Source organism: Promicromonospora vindobonensis (assembly GCF_042685865.1).
In the GTDB taxonomy this organism is placed as follows: Bacteria; Actinomycetota; Actinomycetes; order Actinomycetales; family Cellulomonadaceae; genus Promicromonospora; species Promicromonospora vindobonensis.
Genome location: NZ_JBHUOG010000002.1, coordinates 1385402 through 1411217 on the forward strand (window position 1 = coordinate 1385402; position 25816 = coordinate 1411217).

25 protein-coding genes are annotated in these 25816 nt (G+C 72.2%); 19 read left to right on the forward strand and 6 right to left on the reverse strand.

Annotated features, from left to right (window positions below):
• The first annotated feature begins 100 nt into the window (after positions 1 to 100).
• From ACFS27_RS19475 to ACFS27_RS19495, 5 genes are all read left to right on the forward strand, one after another.
• Positions 101 to 634, forward strand: coding sequence for a toxin-antitoxin system HicB family antitoxin (locus ACFS27_RS19475; protein WP_377186130.1), 534 nt, complete (start codon positions 101 to 103; stop codon positions 632 to 634).
• A gap of 94 nt (positions 635 to 728) precedes the next feature.
• Positions 729 to 1571, forward strand: a complete 843-nt coding sequence (locus ACFS27_RS19480) for a DUF4097 family beta strand repeat-containing protein (RefSeq protein WP_377186133.1) — start codon at positions 729 to 731, stop codon at positions 1569 to 1571.
• 146 nt (positions 1572 to 1717) lie between these two features.
• On the forward strand, positions 1718 to 2539 hold the full coding sequence (locus tag ACFS27_RS19485) for an ABC transporter ATP-binding protein (protein WP_377191094.1): 822 nt from the start codon (positions 1718 to 1720) through the stop codon (positions 2537 to 2539).
• An 11-nt stretch (positions 2540 to 2550) separates the two neighbouring features.
• On the forward strand, positions 2551 to 3312 hold the full coding sequence (locus tag ACFS27_RS19490) for an ABC transporter permease (RefSeq protein WP_377186136.1): 762 nt from the start codon (positions 2551 to 2553) through the stop codon (positions 3310 to 3312).
• 202 nt (positions 3313 to 3514) lie between these two features.
• On the forward strand, positions 3515 to 5248 hold the full coding sequence (locus tag ACFS27_RS19495; protein ID WP_377186139.1) for an HNH endonuclease signature motif containing protein: 1734 nt from the start codon (positions 3515 to 3517) through the stop codon (positions 5246 to 5248).
• A gap of 43 nt (positions 5249 to 5291) precedes the next feature.
• Here ACFS27_RS19495 and ACFS27_RS19500 read toward each other — a convergent pair whose 3' ends face one another.
• Complete coding sequence (locus ACFS27_RS19500; protein ID WP_377186142.1) at positions 5292 to 6002, reverse strand: GntR family transcriptional regulator; 711 nt, start codon at positions 6000 to 6002, stop codon at positions 5292 to 5294.
• A gap of 152 nt (positions 6003 to 6154) precedes the next feature.
• Here ACFS27_RS19500 and ACFS27_RS19505 point away from each other — a divergent pair, with 152 nt between their 5' ends.
• The 6 genes from ACFS27_RS19505 (at position 6155) to ACFS27_RS19530 (ending at position 13817) form a co-directional block, all read left to right on the forward strand.
• Positions 6155 to 7528, forward strand: coding sequence for an MFS transporter (locus tag ACFS27_RS19505; RefSeq protein WP_377186145.1), 1374 nt, complete (start codon positions 6155 to 6157; stop codon positions 7526 to 7528).
• Entirely contained in the window at positions 7525 to 8562 is a 1038-nt protein-coding gene (locus ACFS27_RS19510) for an L-idonate 5-dehydrogenase (RefSeq protein WP_377186147.1), read from the forward strand. The genes ACFS27_RS19505 and ACFS27_RS19510 overlap by 4 nt, the downstream gene beginning before the upstream one ends.
• 225 nt (positions 8563 to 8787) lie before the next feature.
• Positions 8788 to 10671 (forward strand): PhoX family protein, encoded by a 1884-nt coding sequence (locus ACFS27_RS19515; protein WP_377186149.1) that lies wholly within the window; start codon positions 8788 to 8790, stop codon positions 10669 to 10671.
• An 81-nt stretch (positions 10672 to 10752) separates the two neighbouring features.
• Entirely contained in the window at positions 10753 to 11271 is a 519-nt protein-coding gene (locus tag ACFS27_RS19520; RefSeq protein ID WP_377186152.1) for a mycothiol transferase, read from the forward strand.
• A gap of 226 nt (positions 11272 to 11497) precedes the next feature.
• On the forward strand, positions 11498 to 12913 hold the full coding sequence (locus ACFS27_RS19525) for a zf-HC2 domain-containing protein (protein WP_377186155.1): 1416 nt from the start codon (positions 11498 to 11500) through the stop codon (positions 12911 to 12913).
• Positions 12914 to 13022: 109 nt separating this feature from the next.
• Positions 13023 to 13817 carry an SDR family NAD(P)-dependent oxidoreductase gene (locus ACFS27_RS19530; protein ID WP_377186158.1) on the forward strand — a complete coding sequence of 265 codons (795 nt, stop codon included), beginning with the start codon at positions 13023 to 13025 and terminating at the stop codon, positions 13815 to 13817.
• A gap of 15 nt (positions 13818 to 13832) precedes the next feature.
• On the opposite strand, the gene ACFS27_RS19535 is transcribed toward ACFS27_RS19530, so the two are convergent.
• Complete coding sequence (locus tag ACFS27_RS19535) at positions 13833 to 15215, reverse strand: SLC13 family permease (RefSeq protein WP_377186161.1); 1383 nt, start codon at positions 15213 to 15215, stop codon at positions 13833 to 13835.
• An 82-nt stretch (positions 15216 to 15297) separates the two neighbouring features.
• Positions 15298 to 16737, reverse strand: coding sequence for a homoserine dehydrogenase (locus tag ACFS27_RS19540; RefSeq protein ID WP_377186164.1), 1440 nt, complete (start codon positions 16735 to 16737; stop codon positions 15298 to 15300).
• Between the two features lie 120 nt (positions 16738 to 16857).
• On the opposite strand from ACFS27_RS19540, the gene otnK reads away from it, so the two are divergent.
• The 7 genes from otnK to ACFS27_RS19575 all read left to right on the forward strand — a co-directional run bounded on the left by otnK (position 16858) and on the right by ACFS27_RS19575 (position 22690).
• Positions 16858 to 18087 (forward strand): 3-oxo-tetronate kinase, encoded by a 1230-nt coding sequence (gene otnK, locus ACFS27_RS19545; protein WP_377186167.1) that lies wholly within the window; start codon positions 16858 to 16860, stop codon positions 18085 to 18087.
• Positions 18084 to 18779: a class II aldolase/adducin family protein gene (locus tag ACFS27_RS19550; protein ID WP_377186170.1), complete on the forward strand. Its 696-nt coding sequence runs from the start codon at positions 18084 to 18086 to the stop codon at positions 18777 to 18779. Before otnK ends, ACFS27_RS19550 begins: the two co-directional genes overlap by 4 nt.
• Before the next feature lie 16 nt (positions 18780 to 18795).
• Positions 18796 to 19584, forward strand: a complete 789-nt coding sequence (locus ACFS27_RS19555; RefSeq protein ID WP_377186173.1) for a DeoR/GlpR family DNA-binding transcription regulator — start codon at positions 18796 to 18798, stop codon at positions 19582 to 19584.
• 66 nt (positions 19585 to 19650) lie between these two features.
• Positions 19651 to 20460: a CHAD domain-containing protein gene (locus ACFS27_RS19560; RefSeq protein WP_377191096.1), complete on the forward strand. Its 810-nt coding sequence runs from the start codon at positions 19651 to 19653 to the stop codon at positions 20458 to 20460.
• Positions 20461 to 20634: 174 nt separating this feature from the next.
• A complete protein-coding gene (locus ACFS27_RS19565) occupies positions 20635 to 21807 on the forward strand; it encodes a MarP family serine protease (RefSeq protein WP_377186175.1) in 1173 nt (390 codons plus the stop codon).
• A gap of 68 nt (positions 21808 to 21875) precedes the next feature.
• Positions 21876 to 22181 (forward strand): ArsR/SmtB family transcription factor, encoded by a 306-nt coding sequence (locus ACFS27_RS19570; protein WP_377186178.1) that lies wholly within the window; start codon positions 21876 to 21878, stop codon positions 22179 to 22181.
• The gene (locus tag ACFS27_RS19575) at positions 22178 to 22690 is read left to right on the forward strand and encodes an SRPBCC family protein (protein WP_377186181.1); all 513 of its coding nucleotides are present in this window, start codon (positions 22178 to 22180) and stop codon (positions 22688 to 22690) included. Before ACFS27_RS19570 ends, ACFS27_RS19575 begins: the two co-directional genes overlap by 4 nt.
• A gap of 79 nt (positions 22691 to 22769) precedes the next feature.
• Here the strand turns inward: ACFS27_RS19575 and ACFS27_RS19580 are convergent, their stop codons facing one another.
• From ACFS27_RS19580 to ACFS27_RS19590, 3 genes are read right to left on the reverse strand one after another with little or no spacing between them, the layout of a single operon-like run.
• The gene (locus ACFS27_RS19580; protein ID WP_377186184.1) at positions 22770 to 23456 is read right to left on the reverse strand and encodes a GNAT family N-acetyltransferase; all 687 of its coding nucleotides are present in this window, start codon (positions 23454 to 23456) and stop codon (positions 22770 to 22772) included.
• On the reverse strand, positions 23449 to 24138 hold the full coding sequence (locus ACFS27_RS19585) for an NADPH-dependent F420 reductase (RefSeq protein ID WP_377186186.1): 690 nt from the start codon (positions 24136 to 24138) through the stop codon (positions 23449 to 23451). Before ACFS27_RS19585 ends, ACFS27_RS19580 begins: the two co-directional genes overlap by 8 nt.
• Positions 24138 to 25196, reverse strand: coding sequence for an LLM class flavin-dependent oxidoreductase (locus tag ACFS27_RS19590; protein WP_377186189.1), 1059 nt, complete (start codon positions 25194 to 25196; stop codon positions 24138 to 24140). The genes ACFS27_RS19585 and ACFS27_RS19590 overlap by 1 nt, the downstream gene beginning before the upstream one ends.
• Before the next feature lie 87 nt (positions 25197 to 25283).
• Here ACFS27_RS19590 and ACFS27_RS19595 point away from each other — a divergent pair, with 87 nt between their 5' ends.
• The gene (locus ACFS27_RS19595; protein ID WP_377186192.1) at positions 25284 to 25763 is read left to right on the forward strand and encodes a MarR family winged helix-turn-helix transcriptional regulator; all 480 of its coding nucleotides are present in this window, start codon (positions 25284 to 25286) and stop codon (positions 25761 to 25763) included.
• Positions 25764 to 25816: the final 53 nt, after the last annotated feature.

The window sequence follows — 25816 nt, forward strand, 5'->3', positions numbered from 1 at the left end:
CGCCACCGCGACACCACTCGACACCACTCGACGCCATACTGGTGTCATTAGTGACGCCACAGGGGTTGCGGTGACACCACAGTGGTGTCATAGTTGCGTCATGGACCTGACGAGATATGTCGACGAGCTGCAGCGTCAGCTCTCCACCGCAGCCGCCGCGGGCGGGGACGAGGCCCGCGAGCTCGCCGGCCGACTGACCGCGCCCCTCGATGCGGCAGCTCGCCTCGTCCTGCTCGAGGCACTGTCCGCTGCGGCCGGCGAGATCTCCGCCGAGCTCGCCCCGGGCTCCGTCGACGTGCGGCTGCGCGGCGGCGAGCCCGAGTTCGTCGTCGCAGCACCCGCCGCCACCCCCGCACCTGTCGCCGCACCCGCCGCGGCCTCCGCACCCGTGGCGCCGCCCGCCGCACCAGCGACCGCCGACTCCGACGCGGGCGCCACCACGCGCACCACCCTGCGCCTGCCCGACCACCTCAAGACCCAGGCCGAGGTCGCCGCCGCCCGCGAGGGCGTCTCGGTCAACACCTGGCTCGTTCGGGCGGTCGCCGCTGCGCTCGACCAGCCCGCAGGCCGGCCCGAGCCGCAGCCCGGCCCGGGTCAGCCCGCCACGAACCGCGTCACCGGCTGGGTGCGCTGACAGCCGCCGCGACACCACACCGACACCACTCCCTCGACCACCGCCACTGCCCCGCCGCCCCCGCCACCGCACCTCGCCCTCATCAGGAGCCGTCATGCCCACATTCCCCGCCCCCACCCCCGTCCCGGTCGTCGTGGACGTGCCCTTCGGAAACCTGCGCGTCGTCGCCTCCGAGCGGGACGACGTGGTGGTCACCGTCCTGCCGGCCGACCCGGCCAAGTCCGGCTCGGTGCGCGCCGCCGAGGAGACACGCGTCGAGCGGGACGGCGACGCCGTCACGATCATCTACCCGGCCGCCTGGAAGCAGTACGTCCTGCCCTTCGCCGCCGGCGGCGCGATCGTCAACATCGAGCTGCCCGCCGGCTCGGACCTCAGGGGCAAGGCCGGCTCGCTGTTCGCAGAGGGTCGGCTCGGCGCCGTCGACCTCACCCTCAACGGCGGCGACGCCCGGCTCGACGAGGCCGCCCGCCTCGACCTCAAGGCCTCGGCCGGGAACGTCGTCGTCGGCCGCGCCACCGGCCCGACCACCGTGAAGGTGAGCGCGGGATCCGTACGGATCACCGAGTTCTCCGGCGAGGGCACCGTCCGTGCCAGCAACGGGACAACGACCGTCGGGTCGGTGACGGGCACGCTGGACGTCGTCGGGGCGCACGGGGAGATCGCGGTGGGCCGTGTGCACGGCACGCTCAGCGTCAAGTCGGCGCACGCAGGCATCCGCGTCGACCGCGTCGAGTCCGGCAGCGTCACGCTCACCACGTCCTACGGCTCGATCGAGGTCGACGTTCCAGAGGGCACCGCGGCCTGGCTCGACGTCTCCTCGGAGCACGGCACCGTCCGCAACCAGCTCACACCCACCGAGGGGCCTGTCGAGAACGAGGCCACCGCCGAGATCCACGCCAGCACCGGCTGGGGCGACATCATCGTCCGCCGCCCCTGAGCCCGGCCCGGCCCGCCTGGGCCTGAGCCGACCTGAACCACCGGACCGCCGTCGCCGGTCCTGGGACCGCCCGAACCACCTCCATGGCTACCCCCTACCCAAAAACCGTCCCACCCGTCTCTCCAGAGAAGGAAAAGCCCATGAGCATGGCCACCGAACGGGGTCGCGAGCCCGCGATCCGGGTACAGCACATCGAGAAGTCGTACAAGGACCTGCACGTCCTGAAGGGCGTGGACCTCGAGGTCGCACGCGGCAGCATCTTCGCGCTGCTCGGCTCCAACGGAGCCGGCAAGACCACCGTCGTCAAGATCCTGGCCACGCTGCTCAAGGCCGACGGGGGCACCGCGAGCGTCAACGGCTTCGACGTCGCCACCCAGGCCGCCGACGTCCGCGAGTCGATCAGCCTCACGGGGCAGTTCGCCGCCGTCGACGAGGTCCTGACCGGCCGCGAGAACCTGATCCTCGTCGCCAAGCTCCGCCACCTCAAGAACCCCGGCAAGATCGCCGACGACCTCCTCGCCCGCTTCTCCCTGACCGACGCCGGCGGGCGCAAGGCCGCCACGTACTCCGGCGGCATGCGCCGCCGCCTGGACATCTCCATGAGCCTGATCGGCAACCCGCCGGTCATCTTCCTCGACGAGCCCACCACCGGTCTGGACCCCCAGGCCCGGATCGAGGTGTGGGAGGCCGTCAAGGAGCTCGCCCGGAACGGCACGACGGTGCTGCTCACCACGCAGTACCTCGACGAGGCCGAGCACCTCGCCGACCGGATCGCGATCCTGCACCAGGGCCGCATCATCGTCAACGGCACCCTGTCCGAGCTCAAGGCCCTGCTGCCCCCGGCGAAGGTCGAGTACGTCGAGAAGCAGCCGACCCTCGAGGACGTCTTCTTCGCCGTCGTCGGCGACAACGGCACCGCCGGCAAGACCGGCACCACGACCAGCAGCCCCGCCGGCTCGGACAAGTGAGGAACACGACCATGAGCAAGCACTTCTTCGGTGACACCGCCGTCCTGACGGGACGGTCCCTGAGCCACATCATGCGCAGCCCGGACACGATCATCACGACGGCGGTCACACCGATCGCCCTCATGCTGATGTTCGTCTACGTGCTCGGCGGCGCGATCGACACCGGAACCGGCAGCTACGTGAACTACCTGCTGCCAGGGATCCTGCTCATCACCATCGCCTCGGGCATCGCCTACACCGCCTACCGGTTGTTCCTCGACATGCAGGGCGGCATCTTCGAGCGGTTCCAGTCCATGCCGATCGCCCGCTCGGCGGTCCTGTGGGGACACGTGCTGACCTCGCTGGTCGCCAACCTGATCTCGGTGGCCGTCGTCGTGCTGGTGGCCCTGCTCATGGGCTTCCGCTCAGGAGCAGGGGTGCTGGCCTGGCTCGCCGTCGCGGGCATCCTGATCATGTTCACCGTGGCCCTCACCTGGCTCGCGGTCATCGCGGGCCTGTCGGCCAAGACCGTCGACGGCGCGAGCGCGTTCTCCTACCCGCTGATCTTCCTGCCCTTCATCAGCTCGGCGTTCGTACCCACCGAGACCATGCCCGGCCCGGTGCGGTGGTTCGCCGAGAACCAGCCGGTCACCTCCATCGTCGACACGATCCGCGACCTGCTCGCGCAGGAGCCGGTCGGCACCGACATCTGGGTGGCCCTCGCCTGGTGCGTCGGCATCCTGGCCGTCGCCTACGGCTTCGCCATGGCCTCCTACCGGCGCCGGATCGCCTGACACCACCGGCACACAACGCTCGACCAGGGTCCTCGGCCGCACACCGCCCGGTGTGCGACCGAGGACTCGCGGCGACGGCGGCGACGCCCGCGAGGCCGTGAAGGGCTATCCACAGATTTCGACCTGGACGTGCGATGCGTACGACTGTTCGAGATGATGGTCGTGGTGAAGATGAGGAGCCTAGGAGAGCGGGTGGTGACCGGTGGAGCAGTCGACGAACGGCAGTGCGGCCGGCGGTCGGCCGCCCGCTGCTGGGGTGTTGGAGGACGTGCTGGCCCGGTTCGAGGACGTGATGGACGATCTGGCAGTCCTGACCGACCCGGAGGTGCTGGATGGGTGGGACGCGCCGAGCGTCACGCGGTTGATGCAGGCGCACACCCGGATTCGTCGGTTGACCGGCCGCCTGGACGGGGCGCGGTACACGTTGTTGCCCAGGATCGAGGCGGAGGGATCATGGCGTTCGGGTGGGATGGCGCGGGCGTTCACGACCTGGCTGCGGGTACGTGAGGGCATCTCAGCGTGCACGGCGGGCAAGGACATGACGATGGCGCGCCGCCTGGCCACCGCACTACCGGCCACCAGGGAGCGTCTGGTGGCGGGGACCTTGGGTGTGGATCATGCGCGGGTGATGACGGAGGTCGCGCCGACGAGCGAGACCCGTCAGGATGCGTTGGCCTGGCTCATCGACACCCGCACGGGTGAGACGACGACACCCGAGTTGTTCGTCCAGACCGTCGCGGTCGACTTGCCTGACCCGGTCGACGACCCGGACGGCAGTCGTACCCGTGAACAGGTCACCGCGGTGCTGGAGGGCGCGGTCACGGACGGGACGCTGGTGACCGGGGAGGGCCTGGTCCTGCGCGAGGCCGGCTCCTTGAACGCGGACCAGTTCCGGGTGGTGGCGCGCCGGTTCGCGACCGTGACCGACCCGGACACCGACGACGTTGACGACGACAAGGCCGCCCAGGGCGAGTTCCTCGACCTGGCCAAGACGTTCGGCGGCTACCACGTCGCCGGATTCCTGACCGACGTGCACGGACTACTCGTCACCGCGGCGATCAACGCGGTCATGGGCGCACCCTCGGCCGAGGACGCGCGTTCGTCGACACAACGGCGGGCACAGGGCCTGGCGGACGCGGCCCGCGTGGTGCTGGACACCAACCAAGCCTCACCCGGCGCGGCAATACCGCCACACCTGAACGTGACCGTGTCCTGGACCGAGTTCGTCACCCAGGCCACCCGCACCCGCGACGGCCTGTGCGTCACCTGCGGACAGACCAGTCCCGGCCGCACAGCACCGGGCCGCGCGACGGGCGCGGCCGCACCGGACACCGGCCCGAGCACACCAGGTACCGGCACCGGCGCTGGGCCGGTCACAGCTACGGGCGCGGGCGCAGTGGGCACCATGACGGTGTCGGGGCTGCTGTCAGCCGGTGGCCCGGTGTTCACCGAGACCGGTGGACGCGCCCCACGGGCGCTGATCCGGCGGCTCGCGTGCGACAGTGCCGTCACCAGGATCGTGTTCGGGCCCGACGGCGCCGTGCTCGACGTCGGCCGGGCACAGCGCACCGTGACCGGCCAGATGCGCCGCGCGGTGATCGCGCGGGACCAGCATTGCGTGTTCCCGGGATGTGATCAGCCGCCATCGAGATGCGAGGTCCACCACGCCGTGACCCACTGGGCGCACGGAGGGAACACCTCCGTCACCAACAGCGCCCTGCTGTGCTGGTACCACCATCAGCTCGTCGACACCCGGGGCATCACCATGCACTGGACCGGCAAGCCCACCGCCGACCCCAGCGCAACCGGCAGCACCGACGCCGTCCCCAGCGCCCTGCTGGAGACCGGGTGGGCCTTCACCGACGCCTCCGGGCACCGCATCCAGGTACCCGAACCCGTCGAAGCCCTACCCCCACCCGAGGCCGAAGCCGCCTGACCCCGCCCAGACCACGCCAACAGCCCGCGCCGGGGGGAGCCAGCTACTCCCAGACCGCGATGCTGCGCCGCACCGGCACGGAACCGTCGTCCGTGGCGAAGAGCTCCGGCGAGCGCCGTCGGGTCTTCTCGATGTCGTCGAACACCGCGCGGAGGTGGGCCCGCAGACTGTCGCGCGCGCTCGGGATGTCCCCGGCCACCACCGCGTCGAGAATGGAGTGGTGCTCGTCGACGAAGCGGCCCATGCCGTTCGTCTCGTGCAGGCCGAGGCGGCGTGCGCGGTCCAGGTGCCCCTTGGCGGCGACGACCGTGGACCAGGCCCTGCCGTGTCCGCTGAGGCGCAGGAGCCCGTGGTGGAACGCCTCGTCGAGCTCGAAGAACTTCTCGAGGTCGAGCCGCGCCTCTCGCTGCTGCTCCAGGTTGGCGCGCAGCTCGGCGAGCAGGTCGGGGTCGAGCGTCTCCGGGATGTCGTCGAACGCGGCCAGCTCGACCGCCTCGCGGAGGAACTGCGCGTCAGCGACTCGTTCGGCGTCGACCCGGGACACGAAGGACCCGACCTTGGGGAACACCCGGACCAGGCCTTCCTCGCCGAGGAGGATCAGGCTCTCACGCACGGGCGTGCGGCTGACGCCGAGGGACGCGGCGAGCTCGTTCTCCGACAGGGAGGCGCCGGGTGGCAGCTCAAGGGTGAGCACCTTGCGGCGCAGCGTCTCGTAGACGACTCGCCTGTTGGATCGGTTCGAGGCATCCCTCATGCACGCAGTCTAGGCGGGACGGCCCGATCTTCCACACCACGGCCAGTTGACACCCTCTTGTCGACGCTGCTTACATACAAGCACTGCCACACATTGGCGGGCGGGCATCCCCGACAACGACGTCAGTCAAGAAGGCAAGGAGCACACTTCCAATGGCGGAAACAGCAATGACCCCGCCGGGTAACGCGGTCACCCGATCTACCAAGGACCTCACCAGGGCCGCCGTGTCGGGCTGGCTCGGCACCGCCATGGAGTTCATGGACTTCCAGCTCTACTCGCTGGCAGCAGCCATCGTCTTCAACCAGATCTTCTTCCCCGAGGCCAGCCCCGCGATCGCCCTGATCGCCGCGATGGCCACCTACGGCGTCGGGTACGTGGCCCGGCTCGCCGGTGCCATCTACTTCGGCCGCATGGGCGACCGGCTCGGCCGCCGCAAGGTCCTGTTCATCACGATCGCGCTCATGGGCGGGTCGACGACCCTGATCGGCGTGCTGCCGACGTACCAGATGATCGGCATCACCGCGCCGATCCTGCTCGTCGTGCTCCGCCTGGTCCAGGGCTTCGGCGCCGGCGCAGAGATCGCGGGAGCCACCGTGATGCTGGCGGAGTACGCGCCGGTGAAGCGTCGTGGTCTCGTCGCCTCGCTGGTCTCGCTCGGCACCAACTCCGGCACCCTGGCGGCGTCGGCCCTGTGGGCGCTGCTGCTGGCCGTGCTCAGCGAGGAGCAGCTCCTGAGCTGGGGCTGGCGGCTGCCGTTCCTGCTCAGCTTCGTCCTGATGATCTTCGCGGTCTGGATCCGCCGGAACGTCAAGGAGAGCCCGGTCTTCGAGGCGCGGGCCGACGTCGTGGACGGGGTGGCCCTCAGCCGCGCCGAGGTCGAGTCCGCCACCGCCGCACCCGTGCTCCAGACGGCCATCAAGCAGCGCAAGGGCAAGGCGTTCTTCCTCGCGCTGACCCTGCGGTTCGGCCAGGCCGGCAACTCCGGACTCATCCAGACCTTCCTGGTCGGCTACATCGCCACCACCCTGGCGATGGACCGCGCACTGGCCACCGAGGCGATCATGTGGGGCTCCATCGCGGGCTTCGTGACCGTGCCGGTGATCGGCATGCTGGGCGACCGCTTCGGCCGACGCACGATGTACACCGTGCTGTCCCTGCTCACCATCGCGTTCGCGTTCCCGATGATGCTGATGATCACGAGCGGCAGCACCGCCGGCCTCCTGTTCGGCATGATCGCCGGGCTGAACCTCGGTGTCCTTGGCCTGTTCGCCCTGGAGAGCGTGACGATGGCCGAGCTGTTCGGCGCCCGGACCCGGTTCACCCAGCTCGCCCTGACCAAGGAGATCGGCGGCATCCTCGCGACCGCGATCGGGCCGGTCGTCGCCGCGTCGCTCACCGCGCTCACCGGCAGCTGGTGGCCGATCGCCGCGATGCTCGTCGTCTACTCGACCATCACGCTGGTGGCCGCACGGCTCTCCCCGGAGACCGTGGGCCGCGACCTCGTCCGGCTCGAGGACGCAGCATGAGGGCGGTAGTCGTCCACGGGGCCGGCGACCTGCGGGTCGAGGAGCGTCCCGACCCCGTCGCAGGGGCCGGCGAGGTGGTCGTGGCCATGGAGTGGGGCGGCGTCTGCGGGTCGGACCTGGCCTACTGGAAGAACGGTGCCTCCGGCACAGCGGTGCTGCGCGACCCGCTCGTCCTCGGCCACGAGGTGGCCGGCCGGGTGGTCGCGAGCGGCCCGGGCGTCACCGGCTGGGAGCCGGGCACGCCGGTCACCGTGCACCCGGCACAGGCCGCCGACGGATCGGCCCTGCCGCCGCGGCTGGCCGGCCGGACCAACCTCCACTCGCGGGTGCGCTACTTCGGGTCGGCGGCCTTCCACCCGCACACCGACGGCGGGTTCAGCGAGCTGCGGGCCGTCCCTGCCCACCAGCTGCGCCGGCTGCCCGACGGCGTGAGCACCGAGCAAGGCGCTCTCGCCGAGCCGCTGGCCGTGGCCATGCACGCGGTCAACCGCGCCGGCCAGATCAGCGCGGGTGTCCGCGGACGCGACGTGCTGGTCAACGGCGCGGGCCCGATCGGCTGCCTCGTCGTGGCGGCCGCCAAGCATGCGGGTGCCGCGACGGTCACCGCCGCAGACCTCTCCGCCTCCTCGCTGGCCGTGGCCAAGGAGCTGGGCGCCGACCGCGTCCTCGACCTCGGCGCAGGCGACCGCCTGCCCGACGACTGCGAGCTCGTGTTCGAGGCCTCCGGGGCTCCGGCCGCCCTCGGCGGCGTGCTGCGGGCCACCGCCCGCGGCGGGACCCTCGTCCAGGTCGGCAACCTCCCCGGCACGGCTGCCCCTGCTGCCCTCGGCGACCTCGTCACCCGCGAGATCACGTGGGTGGGCGCCTACCGGTTCGTCGAGGAGATCAGCGACGCCCTCGACGCCCTCGGCGACGGGCTGGACGTGTCGAGCGTGGTCACGCACCGCTTCGGCATCGAGCAGGCCGGCGAAGCGCTGGCCACGGCGGCGGGGCCTGGCAGCAGCAAGGTCCTGATCCGCCTCTCCGGCGACTGAGCCAGGCGCCAGCCGCTCCCGCCACCAGCGGGGCCCGGCAGCAACCGAGCCCGGCAGCAACCGAGCCCGGCGGCAACCGGGCCCCGGGGCAGCCAGGCCGGGCCGGAGCCGGCGCCGGCGCCTTCCGCCGTCGTTCACCCTCGTGTGAGGACCTGGCCATATCGGCTGCCTAGCGTGGCGCGCGTCCCGGCCGCATCGCGGCCCGCGCCAACGGTTGGAGCCTCAGTGAACGCCGACACCCCCGACACACCGTCGATCTCCGAGCTCGCCGAGCTTCGGCTGTCCCGCCGGACCGCCATGGCAGGCGGCTTGGCCACCGCGGCAGCGGCCTTCTTCGGCGTCACGACACCGGCGACCGCGGCAGGGGCCGGGGGCGGGGCCGGGGCCGCCACGGCGGCGGAGAGCCTGGGCCGCGGCGGCGGACGCCCGCTGCTCGGCTTCCCCGCCATCCCGCCCAGCATCGCCGATGAGGTGATGCTGCCGCCGGGGTACCGGTACGACGTGCTCTTCCCCTGGGGCCACCCGATCGTCCCGTCCGGCCCTGCGTTCGCCGAGGACGCGAGCAACAGCGCCGCCGACCAGGCGCGGCAGGCCGGTGACCACCACGACGGCATGTGGTTCTTCCCGCTCCGGGACCGGCGCTCCGGCCTGCTCTGCGTCAACCACGAGGCCACCACCGAGAACCTGCTGCACACCGACGGCCGGGCCGCCTGGTCGGCCGAGAAGACCGCCAAGTCGCAGGCCGCGCACGGCGTCTCGGTCATCCAGCTCGAGCAGGACCGGCGGGGCGAGTGGCAGCTCGCCGAGTCGCGGTTCGCCCGGCGCGTGACCATGACGACGCCGATCGAGCTCACCGGCCCCGCGGCCGGTCACGCCCTGATGCGCACGGACGCCGACCCGGACGGCGTGCTCGTGCTCGGCACCCTGAACAACTGCGCGAGCGGCCCCACCCCGTGGGACACGTACTTGACGTGCGAAGAGACCATCAACAAGTACTTCTACTACGGCGAGGAGCCGCCGCCGGCCGGGTCGGTCGAGGAGCGCTACGGCATCGGATCCGAGAGCCCGTACCCCTGGTACACCACCGACAGCCGCTTCGACATGCGGAACGAGCCGAACGAGTACAACCGGTTCGGCTGGGTGGTCGAGGTCGACCCCTTCGACCCGACGTCGACGCCCAAGAAGCGGACAGCACTGGGCCGCATGGAGCACGAGAACGCCGTCGTCGTGCGCGGCCGCCGCGGCGAGGCCGTCGTGTACATGGGCGACGACACCCAGTTCGACTACTTCTACAAGTTCGTGGGCGCCGAGCCGATCGCCAAGGCGCGCAAGCAGGGGCGGAGCCCGCTCGACGAGGGCACGCTGTACGTCGCCAGGTTCGACGAGGACGGTTCGGGCCGGTGGTTGCCGCTCGTCCACGGCGAGCCGGGCCTGACCGCAGCGGACGGCTTCGCGGACCAGGCCGAGGTGCTGATCCACACGCGCCTCGCGGCCGACGCGGTGGGCGCGACGCCGATGGACCGGCCCGAGTGGTGCACCGTGCAGCCGCACACCGGCGCGGTGTACTTCACCTGCACGAACAACACGGCCCGGACCGAGACCGTGAACGCCGCGAACCCACGGCTGAACAACCGCTACGGCCACATCATGAAGATCGACGAGAACGGCAACCCGAGCGCCGTCCGGTTCGACTGGGACATCTTCCTGCTCGCCGGGGACGAGACCAGCGGCGCCACGGTCCCGCCGGACCAGGCGTTCGGCTCCCCGGACGGCCTGTGGTTCGACGCCGTCGGGCGGCTCTGGATCCTGACCGACGGTGCCCAGCCGCAGGTCGACGGCGGCGACCAGAACAACCAGATGCTCGTGGCGGACACGGAGCGCGGCGACATCCGCCGGTTCCTCGTCGGTCCCCCGCGCTGCGAGATCACCGGCATCACCGCCACCCCGGACGGCCGGTCGCTGTTCGTCAACATCCAGCACCCCGGTGACTCCGGCACTCCCGACAACCCGCGGGCCAGCTCGAGCTGGCCGGACTACAGCCCGACGGGCCGCCCCCGGTCCGCCACCATCGTCATCACCAGGGAGGACGGCGGAGTGGTCGGCGCGTAGCTCCGACCCGACGCGCCGAGCGAGCCCGTGGGTGCCATGGCATCGTGGCCGGGGATGCCGAGGCACGAGAGGGGACTATCGATGCGTGGTACGGATCTGCTCACAGACGCGTTCGGCCGGATCAAGGAGGCGGTGCACGGCTCGGTCCTTGGCTTGTCGGCCGACGAGCTCGCGTTCCGCGTCGACGAGGACGCCAACTCGGTGGCGTGGCTCGTCTGGCACCTGACCAGGGTGCAGGACGACCACGTCGCCGACGCGGCGGGCACCAGCCAGGTCTGGTCCGACGACGGGTGGGACCGCCGGTTCGGGCTGCCCTTCCCTGCGGAGGAGACCGGCTACGGGCACGACGCCGACGAGGTCGCCGCCGTCCGGGTGCCGTCGGCCGACCTGCTGACGGGCTACCACGACGCGGTGCACGCGCGGACGGTGCGGTACCTGGCCACACTGTCCGACGACGACCTCGACCGGGTGATCGACGAGTCGTGGGACCCGCCGGTCACCCTCGGCGTACGGCTGGTCAGCGTCGTCAACGACGACCAGCAGCACGCCGGCCAGGCAGCGTTCGTCCGCGGGATCGTGCTGCGACGACGGGCGCGGTGATCCGACGGGCGCGGTGATCCGGCGGGCGCGGTGATCCGGCGGGCGCGGTGATCCGGCGAGGCGTGCTCGCCGGCTCCCGCGTCCTGACGTCCCGCGTCGAGGCCCTCCCGAGAACGCAGGAAACCGCGCTTACCGGCCAATCGGTGCGTTGACGCACATCGTGCGATTCGTCGTGCGTCCTCCCGATCGCGGTGGAATTATCGCGGATCGGGAGGTGGCACCCGGTATGACGGCGGCACGCGCGCTACGGATCGACGACTGGGTCGTGCATCGTCCCAACGTCGTGCGTTCGGTCGCTGCCCGCGTGCCCGGCATCGACGCAGAGGAAGCGGCCAGCCGCGCCCTGGAGAAGATGGTCCGGCTCGTGTCCACCGGCACCACCATCGACGACCCCGCCCCCTACTGGCGGCGCGCAGCGGTCAACGAAGCCATCTCCATGACCCGCGAAGCAGGACGCACCCGCCCCGTCGAGGACGACACTCTCGACGGCCTGGCACCCACGGTCGCCGGCGCAGAGCTCGACGCGGAACGTCAGGCTGACGTCAGCATGCTCCGCTCCGCCCTGTCCGACCTGGGCGACGACGACCGGCAGATCCTCCTGGAACGCCACGTCCACGACAAGGCCGTGACCGATATCGCGAGCGGCCTCGGCGTGCGCCCCCACGCCGTGACCATGCGGCTGCGCCGCGCCGAGGAACGTCTCGCCGGCGCGTTCGCCGCCGCCCACGCCCAGGGCGTCAACGAGCCCGAGTGCCGCACCACCCGCGCCGCGATGCACGACTACCTCAAGGACCGGCTCCTCCCCCGACGCCGCGCCCGGTTCGAGGTCCACATGGACGGCTGCGCCGAGTGCACACGTGCGTTCATCGACGTGCGCGAGGTCTCCTGGATGCTGCGTGACCTGGGCCAGCACGTCATCGCGGGTGCCGTGGCCACCGGCGCGCTCGGCGCCGCGGTCGGTGCCGGGGCAGCGGCCGGTGGGGCTGTTGGAGGAGCTGCCGGCGCCGGGGCACCGCGCTCGTTCGGCAAGAAGGAGGCGGCCATCGTCGCAGGCGTCCTCGCCGCTCTGGCCCTCGGTGGCGGTGCGGCCGCCCTGGTCGCCAACCAGGCCGACGAGCCCCCGGCCGCCGAGTCCGTCCCGAACCCCGGGGAGGGCGCCGGCGGAGGCGCTGGAGGGGGCGGTGGCGGTGGCGGTGGTAGTAGCGGAACCAGCACCGCCGACGACGCGAGCCCCGGCATCGGCGCGGACGTGGCGGGCTGGCTCGCCCAGCTCGGTATCGGCGACGGTCCGTCCGAGGACGACAGCGGATCGGGCGAGGCGTCAGGGACCGGGGCGAGCGGCACCCACGACAGCGGCGGCACCCACGACAGAGCCGACAGAGCCGACAGCGCGGGCAGGGCCGAGGGAGGCGAGCCGGGCAACGGCGGTGACGGCACCGGCGCAGGGAAGGACGACCCGAACGCCGTCGACGGCAGCACCGACGGTGACGGGCCCGTGACGGCCGACGGCGCCACCCCCGGCGTCGGCTCCGAGCTCACGGACTGGCTCGCCAGGCTCGGGGCCATCGGGATACCCGGCTTCCTGCTGATCATCTTCCTGCTGTGGCTCTGGGAGCGCTGGTCCAGGGCGGAAGAAGACTAGATGGCCGGCGGGCGGGCGCCGGTGCACTGTGGTCCGGTGGCGGGTGCCGGGTGGGCTGACCGACGACTTCGAGCACCGATCGCACGAGACACGCGACGAAGGGGACGACATGCGCATCGACCTGACCGGCAAGACGGCTCTGGTGACCGGCTCGACACAGGGCATCGGACGGGCGATCGCCGCGACGCTCGCCGACGCGGGCGCCCGGGTCGCGATCAACGGCCGGCGCGCAGAAGGCGTCACGGCCACGATCGATGAGCTACGAGAGGAGTCAGGGAGTCGCGAGCTGGTCGCGGCAACGGGCGATGTCTCCGATGCCACGGGCGCCGACGAGGTGCTCACCGCGACGGGCGACGTCGACATCCTGATCAACAACCTGGGCATCTTCGGCAGCATGCCCGCGCTCGAGATCGACGACGACGAGTGGCGCCGGTACTTCGAGGTCAACGTGCTCGCCGCCGTCCGGCTGATCAGGTCCAGCCTGCCGGGCATGACGGCACGTGGCTGGGGCCGGGTGCTCAACATCGCCAGCGACTCCGCGATAGTCATCCCCGCCGAGATGATCCACTACGGCGTCTCGAAGACGGCGCTGCTCGGTGTCTCCCGCGGCTTCGCGAAGGAGGCGGCGGGAACCGGCGTGACGGTCAATTCCGTCGTCGCCGGCCCCACCCACACCGGCGGGGTCGAGAAGTTCGTCTACGAGCTGGTCGACCCCGACCTCCCCTGGGACGAGGCCCAGCGCGAGTTCATGCGGCTGCACCGCCCGCAGTCGCTGCTCCAGCGGCTCATCGAGCCGGAGGAGATCGCGAACCTGGTCGCCTACCTCAGCTCGCCGCTCGCCTCGGCGACGACGGGCGCGGCGGTCCGGGTCGACGGCGGCTACGTGGACTCGATCCTCCCCTGAGGCTCCCCCGGCGGGTCAGAACCAGACGAACGGCACCACCATGGTCAGCAACGTCACGACCGGCGTGATGATCACCATCGACAGTCCCCAGACCGTGAGGTTCCGGTTCACGCGTGCGCGATCCACCTCAACGGTCGAGGCGACGATGGTCGCGCCGGTGGTCCCGAACGGCGCGCAGTCGACGAGCGACGCCGAGATCGCCAGTGCGTAGATGAAGCCGGTCATCTCCAGGCCGCCACCCGGGACGAGCAGCGGGACGGCCAGCGGGATGAGCGCCCCGATGATGCCGATCGTCGAGGCGAACGCCGAGACCAGGCCGGCCACGACGCAGATCACGAACGCGGCGACGAGCGGGTCGCTCACCGACCGGGCGGCCTCACCGAGCTGGTCGATGGCGCCGAGCCGGGTCAGCACCTCTACGTAGGTGATGATGCCGCCGAGCAGCAGAATCGTGCTCCAGTCGACCTTGGTGATCGCGCGGCGTCCGACGCCCGGGTCCACCAGCGCGAGGATCACCGCGATGGTCAGTGCGACCACACCGAGGTTGACGTCCACCTCGAGCTGCGTCAGCAGGAAGAACCCGCCGATCAGCACCACGATCGAGGCCAGCACGAGCACCTGCATCGCCGTGAGCCTCGCGGTCTCGACGGGCGCCTCGGTGCGCGTCAGCGTCGCCGTCGCGGTGCCGGATCCCCGGCTGGCGCCACGGCCGGCGCCACCACCCGAGCTGCCGGAGCCGCCGTCGGACGGGGCACCCGGTCCGCCGTCGGACGAGGAGCCGGACGCCTGCCGCGAGCGCTGGATGAGCTCGCGACCGCCGAACATGAAGAACGCGACGAGCACGACGAGCGCGTTGACGCCCACCGAGAGGCCGAACATCAGACCCGCGTCGTAGCGGATGTCCGCGGAGGAGGCGACGGTCTGCACGGTGATGCCGACGATGCTCGTGGGCGCCAGCGCACCACCGACGATCGCGGAGCTCATGGCGATGGCCATCATCGTGGAGCTGATCCGGTGGGTGGCCGCGAGGCTCATGGCGATCGGCACGACGGCGAAGGCCGCGTGCGAGGTACCGAGGCAGGCGACGCCGGTCGCGACGAGCCAGAGGCCCCACGGCAGCAGCGCGACGCGGTCGCCGATCAGGCCGATCGAGCGGTCCACCAGCCAGGTGATGGTGCCGGTCTCGCGGGCGATGCCGAACAGATAGGTGATGCCGAGCAGGATGATCAGCGCGTCGACGGGGAAGCCGCCGAGGACGTCGTCGAGGCTCTCGCCCACGACGCCGATGCCGACGATGAACGCGGCGACCAGGGCGAGCGCGCCCATGTGGATGTGGCGCAGCGCGGAGACCCCGAAGACCGCTGCGAGCCCGATCAGGGCGATGATCTCGGCGGTCATGCTGCCAGCTCCTCTGGGGTCGGCACTGCGAGGTTCGGCACTGCTGGGATCGGCACTGCGTGCGTGGTCGGGGCGAGAATCGTCATCGATCGTCTCCGTCGTTCGTGATGGTCGTCGTGGTGGTGGTCGTGTCCGGCGTGGTGGCGGTCGTGGTGGCGGTGCGGGCGATACCCGTCAGGTAGGCGGCGAGCGCCGGCGCGTCGACGCCTTCGACGTCGTCCAGGCCGATCAGGTCGCCCTGTGCGACGGGGCGTACGAGGCGTGCGCCGTCGAGCAGGTAGTACGGGGCGACCGTCTCCGCCCCGCCGAGGACCGTGGGGTCGAGCAGCACGGGCGCCACGCCGTCGATCTCGTGGTGGTGGCCCTGGACGTGGAGCTCCGCCCCGACGCCGAGGTCGTCGGCGGCGCGGGCGGCGAGCAGGGTGGTCCAGCGGGGCCGCAGCGCCGGCGCGCGGTCGGCGGCGGCGTGCACGGTGAGCGGCGTCTCGACGCCCATGTAGTGGTACGGCCAGTAGAGGCAGGCGTAGCGTCCGTCGCGGCTGATCACATGGCCCTTGCCGCGCAGCAGCTCCCAGGTGGCGGGGTCCCCGGTGCGCACGACGGCGAAGACGCCGCCGGCGAAGCTCGCCTCGCCCGGCAGGCGCAGTGCCGAGAAGACGTCGACGACGCCGTCTCGCCCCAGGATCCCGCCGTGCTCGCGTGCGGCGTAGATGTCGGCGAGCTCGGCGATGCGGGCCACCGGGTAGTGCATCGCCTCGACGTCGGCGGTCGCTCCCGTGCGCGTCGCGACGACCGCCATCTCGCAGGAGTCGGCCGCCGCAGCGCGCTTGAGGCCGCGCACGGCCTCGGCGCGGCGGGCGAGGGTGCCCGCGACGTCGTCGCCGAGCTCCAGCAGGTCGGCGAGCTCCGGTGCGTCGACGGTCACGCCGGCCTGGGTCACGCGGCCGGTGGCGGGGTCGAGCTCGAGGTCGTACTCGCCGGACTTGCCGATGGCGACGATGTCGAGCCCGACGGCGCTGACCCAGTCGACCAGGCGCAGCAGGTTGGCCGGCTGGTCGCCGTCGCCCGGGAGGTAGCTGAGGCCGTTCGCGGCGGCGCGCGCGCCGAGCTCGACGCCCACGACGGTGTCGACCTCCTTGCTCACCATCACGACGTGCGTGTGGTTGTCGAGGGCGGCCGAGGCGTACGCGAAGCCTGCCGACACCCGGCCACAGGCCTCGACGAGCACGTCGACGCTCGCCCAGTCGAGGGCGTCCGCGGAGGCGAGGAGGGCGATGCGGCCCTCTTCGACGAGGCGGGCAGTGTCCGCGGGCTCCGCGGCCTCTGCGACCCGCTCCGCCGGGACACCCAGCTCGTCGAGCATGCGGCGCACGCCCGCGACGTCGGGGTCTACCAGGACCACCGGGCGGATCTCGGGGGTCAGACCGAGCTGCGCGAGGAAGGTACGCCCGTAGCCACCGTTGGCGCCCGTCAGGGCGACGCGGAGCGGGGCGCGCGTCCGTGTGACGTGATGAAGGATCACCGTTGTTCCGATCGTCGTGCACCAGCTCGGCGATCGAGCGGGCTGGCGGCCACTGTGCCACAGTTTCTACTATCGTCCAACTTCGCATCAAATCGTCACAGAATGTGAGAGGATCCGAACATGCTCGGATCCATCGCCGACGACTTCACCGGCGCCACCGACCTCGCCACGATGCTGCGCAGGTCCGGTCATCGCGTCTGTGTGGTCATCGAGAACGGCACGCTCACCCCAGACCAGCTCAGCGAGGTCGACGCAGTGGTCGTCGCGCTCAAGACCCGGACGGCGCCGCGCGCCGACGCGGTCCGCGCCTCGCTCGACGCGGTGGACCGCCTGCGCGCCTGGGGCGCCACGCGCTTCTACGTGAAGTACTGCTCGACCTTCGACTCGACCGACGACGGCAACATCGGCCCGGTCCTCGACGCGGTGGCCGACGCCGTGGGCGCGGCGCGCGCCGTCGTCGTGCCCGCGCTGCCCGCCAACGGGCGCACGGTGCACGACGGCCACCTGTTCGTGGGCGCCGACCTGCTCGAGAACTCCTCGATGCGGCACCACCCGCTGACCCCGATGACGCGCTCGCGGGTCGCGGACCTGCTCCGCCCGCAGACCGTGCACGACGTCGGAGAGGTCGCCCTGCCGACCGTGCGCGAGGGCGCCGACGCCGTCCGGGTCGCGCTCGACGCGTCGGACGCCCGCTACACGGTGCTCGACACGACCACCGACGACGACCTGGCGACGATCGGCGCGGCCACCGCCGGCGACGTCCTCGTGTCCGGGGGTTCCGGCCTCGCGCTCGGCATCGCAGGCCCCCGCCTGCCCGACGCCCTGTGGTCACCGCCCGTCACCGGGCGCGGCGCGGTGCTGTGCGGCAGCGTCTCGACGACGACGCTCGGGCAGGTCGCCGACGCCGCGCGGACCCAGCCCGTCCGGCTGATCGACCTCGCGGCAGCCGTCGCGGACGAGCAGGGCACCGTCGCGGAGCTGACCGCGTGGGTCGAGCAGCAGCCCGCCACCTCCCGTCCGGTGGTGTGCGCGGCCCGTGAACGCGCCGACGTGCGGTCCCACGTGGACGGCGTCGAGGCGGCGCCGGTCGTCGAACGGGTGCTCGCAGGTGTCGCCCGCCGGCTGGTGGCCGACGGAACCGTGACGGCGCTGATCGTCGCGGGCGGCGAGAGCAGCGGAGCGGTGGTGCGGGCGCTGGGCGTCGACGCGCTGCGTATCGGGCCCGAGCTCGCACCCGGCGTCTGCTGGGCGACGGGCAGCGTCGACGGACGCACGGTCGCCCTGGCCCTGAAGAGCGGGAACTTCGGCGGTATGGATCTGTTCACGCAGGCCTGGGAGGTGCTGCGGTGAACCACTCAGCCACGAACGACCCGGCCACCAACGACGCAGCCCTGGAAGAAGCCACCACGGCCCTCGTCGAGTCCGGACGGCAGCTCGTCGCCGCTGGCCTCAGCCCGGGCAGCAGCGGGAACGTCAGTGTGCTGACCGGTGACCGGATCCTGATCAGCGGCACCGGCTCGTCCCTCGGGCACCTCTCGGCGGCCGACCTCGCGCACGTCGGGCCCGACGGCACGTACCTGGGCGGCGCCCGCGCCTCGAAGGAGACGCCGCTGCACGTGGCCTTCTACCGGCGCGACGCCGGCCACCGCGCCGTCGTGCACGTGCACTCGCCGCACGCCGTCGCGCTGGCGTGCCTCGCCCCGTGGGCCGCGCACAACGCGATCCCGCCGCTGACGCCCTACTTCGTGATGCGGGTGGGCCAGACGCCGCTGCTCCCCTACCGCCATCCGGGCGATCCCGCGCTGGGCGACGACCTGTTCGCGGCGCCCTGGCCCCTGCGTGCCGCGCTGCTCGCCAACCACGGCGCCGTCGTCGCAGGCTCGTCCCTCGACGAGGCCGTCGACCGCGCCACCGAGCTGGAGGAGGCGTGCAGGATCGCGCTGCTCACGGCGGGCTCCACGCGGCGTGAGCTGACGCCCGAACAGATCCAGGACCTGGCCGGACGCTGGGGAAGTCCCTGGACTCCGGCGCCCCTAAACTGACGCGCAGGAGGCGACGATGGCAAAGACGACGGCCCTGATCCCGGAGCAGCGCAGGCAGCAGATCCTGCGGCACCTGCGCGCGGAGCAGGTGCTCAGCTACCGGCAGATCACCGAGCTGCTCGGCATCAGCCAGATGACCGCCCGGCGCGACGTCGCGCTGCTCGCGGAGCAGGGGCGCGTCCGGGCGACGCAGGGCGGAGCCACGCTGGTGACCCGGCTGCTCAACGAGCCCCGGCGCGCCGAGAAGGCGGTGACCGGGCTCCCGGAGAAGAAGGCCATCGCCCGGGCGGCGGCCGAGCTGGTGACCGACTCGATGACCATCTACCTCGACGCGGGGACCACCGTGCAGGCGATGCGCCCGTACCTGGAGGAGCACACCGGGCTCACGGTCGTGTCGAACGACCTGAGCACGGTGCTCGCGTTCCTCGACCACCCGAGCGTGGACCTGATCAGCGTGGGCGGACGGGTCGACCCGGACAACCAGTCGACCATCGGCCGGCTCGCAGGGCTGACCCTCGCGGAGCTGTCGCTCGACCTCGCGTTCCTGTCGTCCAGCTCCTGGGACGCGCGCCACGGCGTCACCACCCCGGTCGAGGCGAAGATCGAGGCGAAGCGCGCCGCAATGGGGTCGGCGACGACGACGGTGCTGCTCGCGGACAGCGGCAAGTTCGGCCGCTTCGCCAAGTACCGCGTGCTGTCGCTGGACGAGCTCGACACGGTGATCTGCGATCCCGCGCTCGACGAGTCCGACGCGGAGCGCATAGAGGGCCTTGGCGTCGAGGTCGTACGCGCGCCGCTCCCCTGAGCCGCGAGATAGCCTGGCCATATCGCCGCCGATGCCACCACGCGTCCCGAGACCGCGGGCGAGCTGCTGACCCTCGCGGTCCAGGACCTCGTGCGTCGGATCCACGACCGCGTGCCGGCGGCGCTCGCCGACGAGCCCGACGCCGTGCACCGGCTGCGCACCGCGGTCCGTCGCCTGCGCAACGTGCTCGCCGCGTTCCGCAGGCACCTCGACAAGGACGCGACCGCCGACCTCCGGACCCGCCTGAAGGAATGGGGCGACACGCTGGGGCGGGCCCGTGACCTGGAGGTGCGCGCGCAGCAGGCCGCCGCGGCTGCTGATGCGGCCGACCTCGACGAGCAGGCGCGCTCCGCCCTGCTGGACCCGCTGCTGACGGCCCACGAGCAGGCACACGCCGACGCCGTCCGCTGGACCCGGTCGGAACGGGGCCAGGACCTGGACCGGCTGCTGACCGAGTGGGCCGCCGAGCCCCGGCTCGGCGAACGGGCCTCACGGCCTGCCAAGAAGGCCGCCCGCCGCGCCGTGCGCCGGCAGGTCGAGCGCACCCGCGGTGCAGCCGGCGAGCTCACCGACCTCGAGAGCGCGCACGAGCTACGAAAAGCAGCGCGTCGGCTGCGGCACACCTGCGAGGCCATCGCCCGCAAGCCCGTCGGGCTGCTCGGCCGCAGGACCAAGGACGTCGGTTCCGCCGGGCACCGGATCCAGTCGCTGCTCGGCGACCACCGCGACGCCCTGCTGCTCGCCGAGCACGTCCACACGCACGCGAACGGCTCCCCCGCGTACGACGCCGTCGTCGGCCGGTGCCAGGAGCAGGCCATCGCCGCACTGGCCGACCTGCCCGCAGCGCTGGGCGAGCTGGAGAGCCGCGCACGCTGAGCACGGTGACGGCCGGGCCGTCGAAAGAAAGGTGAAAGCGACGGTGAACTTCTCGCCGCAAATCGGGGGATCGCGTGATGGAGGCGGGTCGCGGGCCGCCGCACCCAGGTTCAGCGCATACGGTCATCTCGTCCTGCCGGACCGCCCGCAGCCGACCGTCCCCGAAGGAGCCCCGTGCAACTGTTCGACCTGGTGCTTCTCGTGGTGCTGTTCCTCGCCCTCATGGCCGGTCTCAGCCGAGGCCTGCTGGCGACGCTCGGCGGCCTGATCGGCCTCGTCGTCGGCGGGGTCGCGGCGTTCTGGGCGGTCCCTGCCGTCAACGACCTGCTGCCCACCTCCGAGTGGCGCGGGCCGGTGTCCATCGTCGTGGCGATCCTGCTGCCGCTGTTCGGCGCCTCCATCGGGGCGGGGATGGGCCGCGGCCTGCGGCAGGGCGTGGACCGTACCTCGCTCCGCCCGCTCGAACGCCTGCTGGGCGGGGTCGCGAACGTGGGCGTCGTGGCCCTGGCGCTCTCGTTCGTCGGCAACGCGGTCAGTGCGACGGGCGCACCCGGTGTCGCCTCGGTGGTCTCGTCGTCCGCCGTCCTGCGCACCATCGACAACCTGACGCCTCCCGCAGTGGGCCGCCCGCTCGCCGAGATGCGCGCCATCGTGCTCGACGACGGCCTGCCGCGCCTGAACATCCTGATGGTGCCGCGGGAGACGCCGGTGGTGCCGGCCGTCGACCTCGACAACGCACAGCTGGAGGCGTCGGCGCAGTCGGTAGCCCGGATCTCGGGCATCGCGTACGCGTGCGGCAAGAGCTCGACCGGGTCGGGATTCGTCGTCGCCGCCGACCGGCTGGTGACCAACGCGCACGTCGTGGCCGGTGTGGACCGGCCGGTCATCGAACTCCCCGGCGGCGAGGTCCGGGAGGGGCGAGTGGTCTACTACGACCCCGTCGACGACCTCGCCGTGATCGCCGTCGAGGACCTCGCCGCGGACCCGCTGGGCATCGCGCCGACCCTCTCGGTCGGCGACCGCGCCGTCGTCCAGGGGTATCCCTTCGGCGGCCCGTTCACCTCGGGGAGCGCAGGGGTGCTCAGTGTCGGCACGACACGGGTCCCGGACTCGTACGGCGCCGGCGGCGCCGACCGTGAGGTGTACTCGCTGGCGGCCGTGGTGCGACCGGGCAACTCCGGCGGGCCGCTCCTGACGACCGGAGGCGAGGTGGCCGGCGTGATCTTCGCGCGCGACGACTCCGACCGCGACATCGGCTACGCGATGACGACCGCGGAGCTGATGCCGGTGGCCACCCAGGCCGCCGACCTGAGCACCGCCGTGTCGACCGGGCAGTGCGCCGGCTGACGGTCGTCGAGAGCCCGGCGTCGGACGCCGCCCTTGCGTCTTTGTAAGCATTTCCTTACGCTTGCGTCATGACCGCTCTCGATGTCCTCGCCGACCCCACCCGGCGACGCATCGTGGAGATCCTGGCGGGCGGTGAGCTGGGCGCCGGGGCGATCGCCGAGCACTTCGATGCCAGCAGGCCCGCCATCTCCCAGCACCTCGGAGTCCTCGTCAGCGGCGGTGTGCTCACCGTGCACCGGGACGGGACGCGACGCATCTATCACCTCGATGCGGCAGCACTCACCGAGGCCGGTGACTGGCTCTCCGCCCAGGCCACCCGCTGGAACAGCACGCTCGACGCCCTGGAGTCCGCCCTCGACCGAGGAGAGATATGACCACGACACCACCCGTAGGCGCCGGAGCTCTCGGCGTCGGCGACGACGGAACCTTCCGCATCCGGTTCGACCGCACCCTCCGCCATCCCCTGCCCGCCGTCTGGGCGGCTCTCACCGACCCGGCGAAGTTCTCGGTCTGGATGCCCGGATGCCAGATCGAGCCCCGGGTCGGCGGCGACGTCCGCTACGACTTCGGGGACGAGGGCGCGGCGACCGGCGAGGTGGTCGCGCTGCGCGCGGCCGACGACGCCGACCCCACCGCCGAGCTGGAGCACACCTGGCGCTGGGAAGGACTCCCGGTCTCGACCGTCACCTGGCGCCTCGAGCCGACCGACGGCGGGACCCGCCTCGTCCTCACGCACCGCGAGGTGGGTCGCGAACCCGCCACGGACTTCGCCGTCGGCTGGCACGTGATCCTCGACAGCCTCGACCGTTACGCGGCCGACCGGCCCGCTGACGACGTCTGGGACGCCTACGAGGCCCTCGCCGAGCACTACGCGCGGGCCTGACCACCGCCCCGGCCGATTCGCCCGCCGCGAGACGGTGGTCGGGGCAGCCGGTCGGGGCAGGCGGGGCGGTCGGGGCAGCTCAGGCCGTCGTGCGGTAGACGAACCCGGCGAGCGGCGCGTGCAGCCGCCAGCCCAGCACCTCGTACAGGGCGCGCCCGTCGGCGCTGGCGCCGAGCACGCCCGTCGTGGCACCTCGCTCGACGGCGGCGTTCGCCAGCGTGCGCATCACGAGGCTCCCCAGGCCGCGGCGCTGGTGCGCCGGCTCGGTCTCGACCTGGTCGACGACGGCGTCCACGCCGGCCACCGCGACCTGGCCGCGGGCGGCGAGCCCGCCGTCGGCGGCGAGCACGCGGGCGAAGGTGACGCCTGCCCTGGTCTCGGCGGTCACCACGTAGCCGTCAGGGGCTGCGGCACCCGACGGACGCAGGCCGGTCGCCATGAGGAAGGCCGGGGGTCCCGCCGTCCAGCCGGGCGGGAGCCACGCGGCGACGGTCTCCGGAGCGATGAACGCCTTGAGCCACGTGCCCGGCACGGTGACCGCGCCGGCCACCGTGCGGACCGCCGCCTCGCTGGAGTCGAGCAGCACGTACCGGGCGACGTGGTCCGGCAGCCCGACGTCGATCCGGAAGCCTTCCGCCTGCTCGACCGGCGGCTCGGTCCCCCGGGACAGCGCCCAGCCCGCCACCCAGGCGCACGCGAGCCGGCCCAGCGACCGGTCCCCCGGATCGCCGGGCGCACGATCGCCGGGCGCACGATCGTCAGGCACTGATCATCCCCTCCCGGTCCTCGCTCTCCTCCGAGGCGGCGAAGGCGGCCAGCAGCCCGCGCAGTTCCCGGGCACCGACGTCCGCACCGAACACCGGCGTGCCGGGCTCCATGCGGATCCCCTCGGCGAGCGTCCCTGCGACCACCGGGTCGAATCCGAGCGCGTCCACGACCGCGGCCACCGCAGCGACGTCGGTGGGGTCGTCGCCGGCGATGGCGATCGCCTTGCGGCCCGGCGCCCCTGCCACGCGGGCTTCGTCCTCGAGGTCGTGATAGCCCATGTGGTTGAAGGCCTTGACGACACGCGCCCCGGGGAGCGCCGTCCGGACGAGCTCGCTCGTCGACTGCTCGGGGCGCAGGATCCGGTCCCGAGGGCCGTCGACCTCCCACCAGTGGTTCATCGAGTCGATCACGAGCTTGCCCTCCAGCGCGCCCTCCGGGACGGTCCGGTACCTGCCCAGCGGGAGTGCGAGGACCACGGCGCCCGCCTCGCGGGCCGCCGTCTCGGCGTCGACCGCGCGGGCGCCCGGAGCGAGCACCTCAACGGTGAGCGCGATACGAGCCGGGTCGCCGGAGCCTGCCACGAGCACACGGTATCCGGCCGCGACGGCGAGGCGGGCCAGCACCGTGCCGACCTTGCCCGCGCCGAGAATCCCGAGCGTGTGCACGGAGGCCGCCGACATCAGGACGCCGCCGACTTCGCCGGCTGTTCGGCGAGCAGCTCGCGGACCATCGGGAGCACACGCGTGCCGTACAGCTCGACCGCCCGCAGCCGGTCACTGGCGCGCATGGCCCCGCCGGCGGAGTAGATGAGGTCGAACCGGCCGACGTCCAGGGCACCGATGGCCCGGGCCATCTTGCGCGCCACCGTCTCGGGGGAGCCGATGTAGAGCGACCCCTGGGCGACGTCGGCCTCGAACTCGCCCCGGCGCAGCGGCGGCCAGCCGCGCAGGGCGCCGATGCGGTCACGGACCACCTTGTAGCCGGGGTAGAACAGCTCCATCGCCTCCTCGTCCGTGTCCGCGATGAAGCCGGGCGAGTGCATGCCGACGGGGTAGGCGGTGGTGCCGACCTCGGCGGCCGCCCGGCGGTAGAGGTCGACGTACGGCACGAACCGCTCGGGTGCGCCGCCGATGATCGCGAGCATCAACCGCAGCCCGTACGTGGCGGTACGGAGCACCGACTGCGGTGTACCGCCCACGCCGACCCAGGTGGTCAGGCGCCCGGACTCCGTCTTGGGGAAGACGTCGGCCTGGTCCAGCGACGGCCGCAGGGTGCCCTCCCACGTGACCGGCTTCTCGTCGAGCAGCCGGACGAACAGGTTGATCTTCTCCTCGAAGAGCTCGTCGTAGTCGCGCAGGTCGTAGCCGAACAGCGGGAACGACTCGGTGAACGAGCCCCGCCCGAGAATCACCTCGGCGCGGCCGTTCGACAGGGCGTCGACGGTAGCGAACCGCTGGAAGACGCGCACCGGGTCGTCCGAGCTCAGGACGGTGACGCCCGAGCCGAGCTTGATGTTCGAGGTCTTCGTCGCGATCCCGGCCAGCACGGTCTCCGGCGTGGAGATCGCGAACTCGGGGCGGTGGTGCTCGCCGACGGCGACGGCATCGATCCCGATCTGGTCGGCGAGCACCGCCTCATCGACCGTGCGACGGATCGCCTCCGCGTAGGAGACGACCTCGCCCTGGTCGTTCCGCGGCAGGTCGCCGAAAGTGTCGATGCCGAACTCGATGTCGCCCATGGGACTCCTCCTCGACTGCCCTACACATTTGATTGACGTGTCAATCATGCTCCGATATGGTTGACACGTCAATCACTGGAGGTTGTCGTGACAGAGGACACACCGCCCCGCCACCGGCAGTCGCCGACGCCGGACGAGCTGCGCACCTGGCGCGGGTTCATCGAGACCGCGCAGGCGCTGAACGGCCGGCTGAGCAGCCGCCTGCACGAGGAGTCGGCGCTGTCCCCCGGCGACTACGCGGTACTGCTCGCCCTGAGCGAGGCCGACGGGCGCCGGCTTCGCTCCTCCGAGCTCGCGGACGCCGTGGGCTGGGAACGCAGCCGCCTGTCCCACCACATCAGGCGCATGGAGGGGCGCGACCTCATCCGCCGCGACGACTGCGCCGTCGACTACCGCGGCGCCGAGGTGGTCCTGACGGACCAGGGGGCGCAGGCCTTCCGGAGCGCCTCGGTGCCGCACCTGCGCGCGGTGCGCGAGCTGTTCGTCGACGCCCTGACCCCGGCCCAGCTGGAACAGGTCGAGGAGATCACGCGGGCCCTCCGCCACCGCCTGGCCCCCGACAGTTGAGCGCTGGGTATCTGTTGGATCTCGGCCGCCGGCCCAACAGATACCAGCGCTCA

Excerpts from the sequence above, each read along its gene's own strand:
- ACFS27_RS19480 (WP_377186133.1), top strand. The coding sequence starts at position 729 with ATGCCCACATTCCCCGCCCCCACCCCCGTCCCGGTCGTCGTGGACGTG.
- ACFS27_RS19500 (WP_377186142.1), bottom strand. The coding sequence starts at position 6,002 with ATGAGGGATGCCTCGAACCGATCCAACAGGCGAGTCGTCTACGAGACG.
- ACFS27_RS19490 (WP_377186136.1), top strand. The coding sequence starts at position 2,551 with ATGAGCAAGCACTTCTTCGGTGACACCGCCGTCCTGACGGGACGGTCC.
- ACFS27_RS19585 (WP_377186186.1), bottom strand. The coding sequence starts at position 24,138 with ATGTCGGCGGCCTCCGTGCACACGCTCGGGATTCTCGGCGCGGGCAAG.
- ACFS27_RS19505 (WP_377186145.1), top strand. The coding sequence starts at position 6,155 with ATGGCGGAAACAGCAATGACCCCGCCGGGTAACGCGGTCACCCGATCT.
- ACFS27_RS19485 (WP_377191094.1), top strand. The coding sequence starts at position 1,718 with ATGGCCACCGAACGGGGTCGCGAGCCCGCGATCCGGGTACAGCACATC.
- ACFS27_RS19525 (WP_377186155.1), top strand. The coding sequence starts at position 11,498 with ATGACGGCGGCACGCGCGCTACGGATCGACGACTGGGTCGTGCATCGT.
- ACFS27_RS19555 (WP_377186173.1), top strand. The coding sequence starts at position 18,796 with ATGGCAAAGACGACGGCCCTGATCCCGGAGCAGCGCAGGCAGCAGATC.
- ACFS27_RS19590 (WP_377186189.1), bottom strand. The coding sequence starts at position 25,196 with ATGGGCGACATCGAGTTCGGCATCGACACTTTCGGCGACCTGCCGCGG.
- ACFS27_RS19475 (WP_377186130.1), top strand. The coding sequence starts at position 101 with ATGGACCTGACGAGATATGTCGACGAGCTGCAGCGTCAGCTCTCCACC.
- otnK (WP_377186167.1), top strand. The coding sequence starts at position 16,858 with ATGCTCGGATCCATCGCCGACGACTTCACCGGCGCCACCGACCTCGCC.
- ACFS27_RS19530 (WP_377186158.1), top strand. The coding sequence starts at position 13,023 with ATGCGCATCGACCTGACCGGCAAGACGGCTCTGGTGACCGGCTCGACA.
- ACFS27_RS19570 (WP_377186178.1), top strand. The coding sequence starts at position 21,876 with ATGACCGCTCTCGATGTCCTCGCCGACCCCACCCGGCGACGCATCGTG.
- ACFS27_RS19510 (WP_377186147.1), top strand. The coding sequence starts at position 7,525 with ATGAGGGCGGTAGTCGTCCACGGGGCCGGCGACCTGCGGGTCGAGGAG.
- ACFS27_RS19575 (WP_377186181.1), top strand. The coding sequence starts at position 22,178 with ATGACCACGACACCACCCGTAGGCGCCGGAGCTCTCGGCGTCGGCGAC.
- ACFS27_RS19535 (WP_377186161.1), bottom strand. The coding sequence starts at position 15,215 with ATGACCGCCGAGATCATCGCCCTGATCGGGCTCGCAGCGGTCTTCGGG.
- ACFS27_RS19520 (WP_377186152.1), top strand. The coding sequence starts at position 10,753 with ATGCGTGGTACGGATCTGCTCACAGACGCGTTCGGCCGGATCAAGGAG.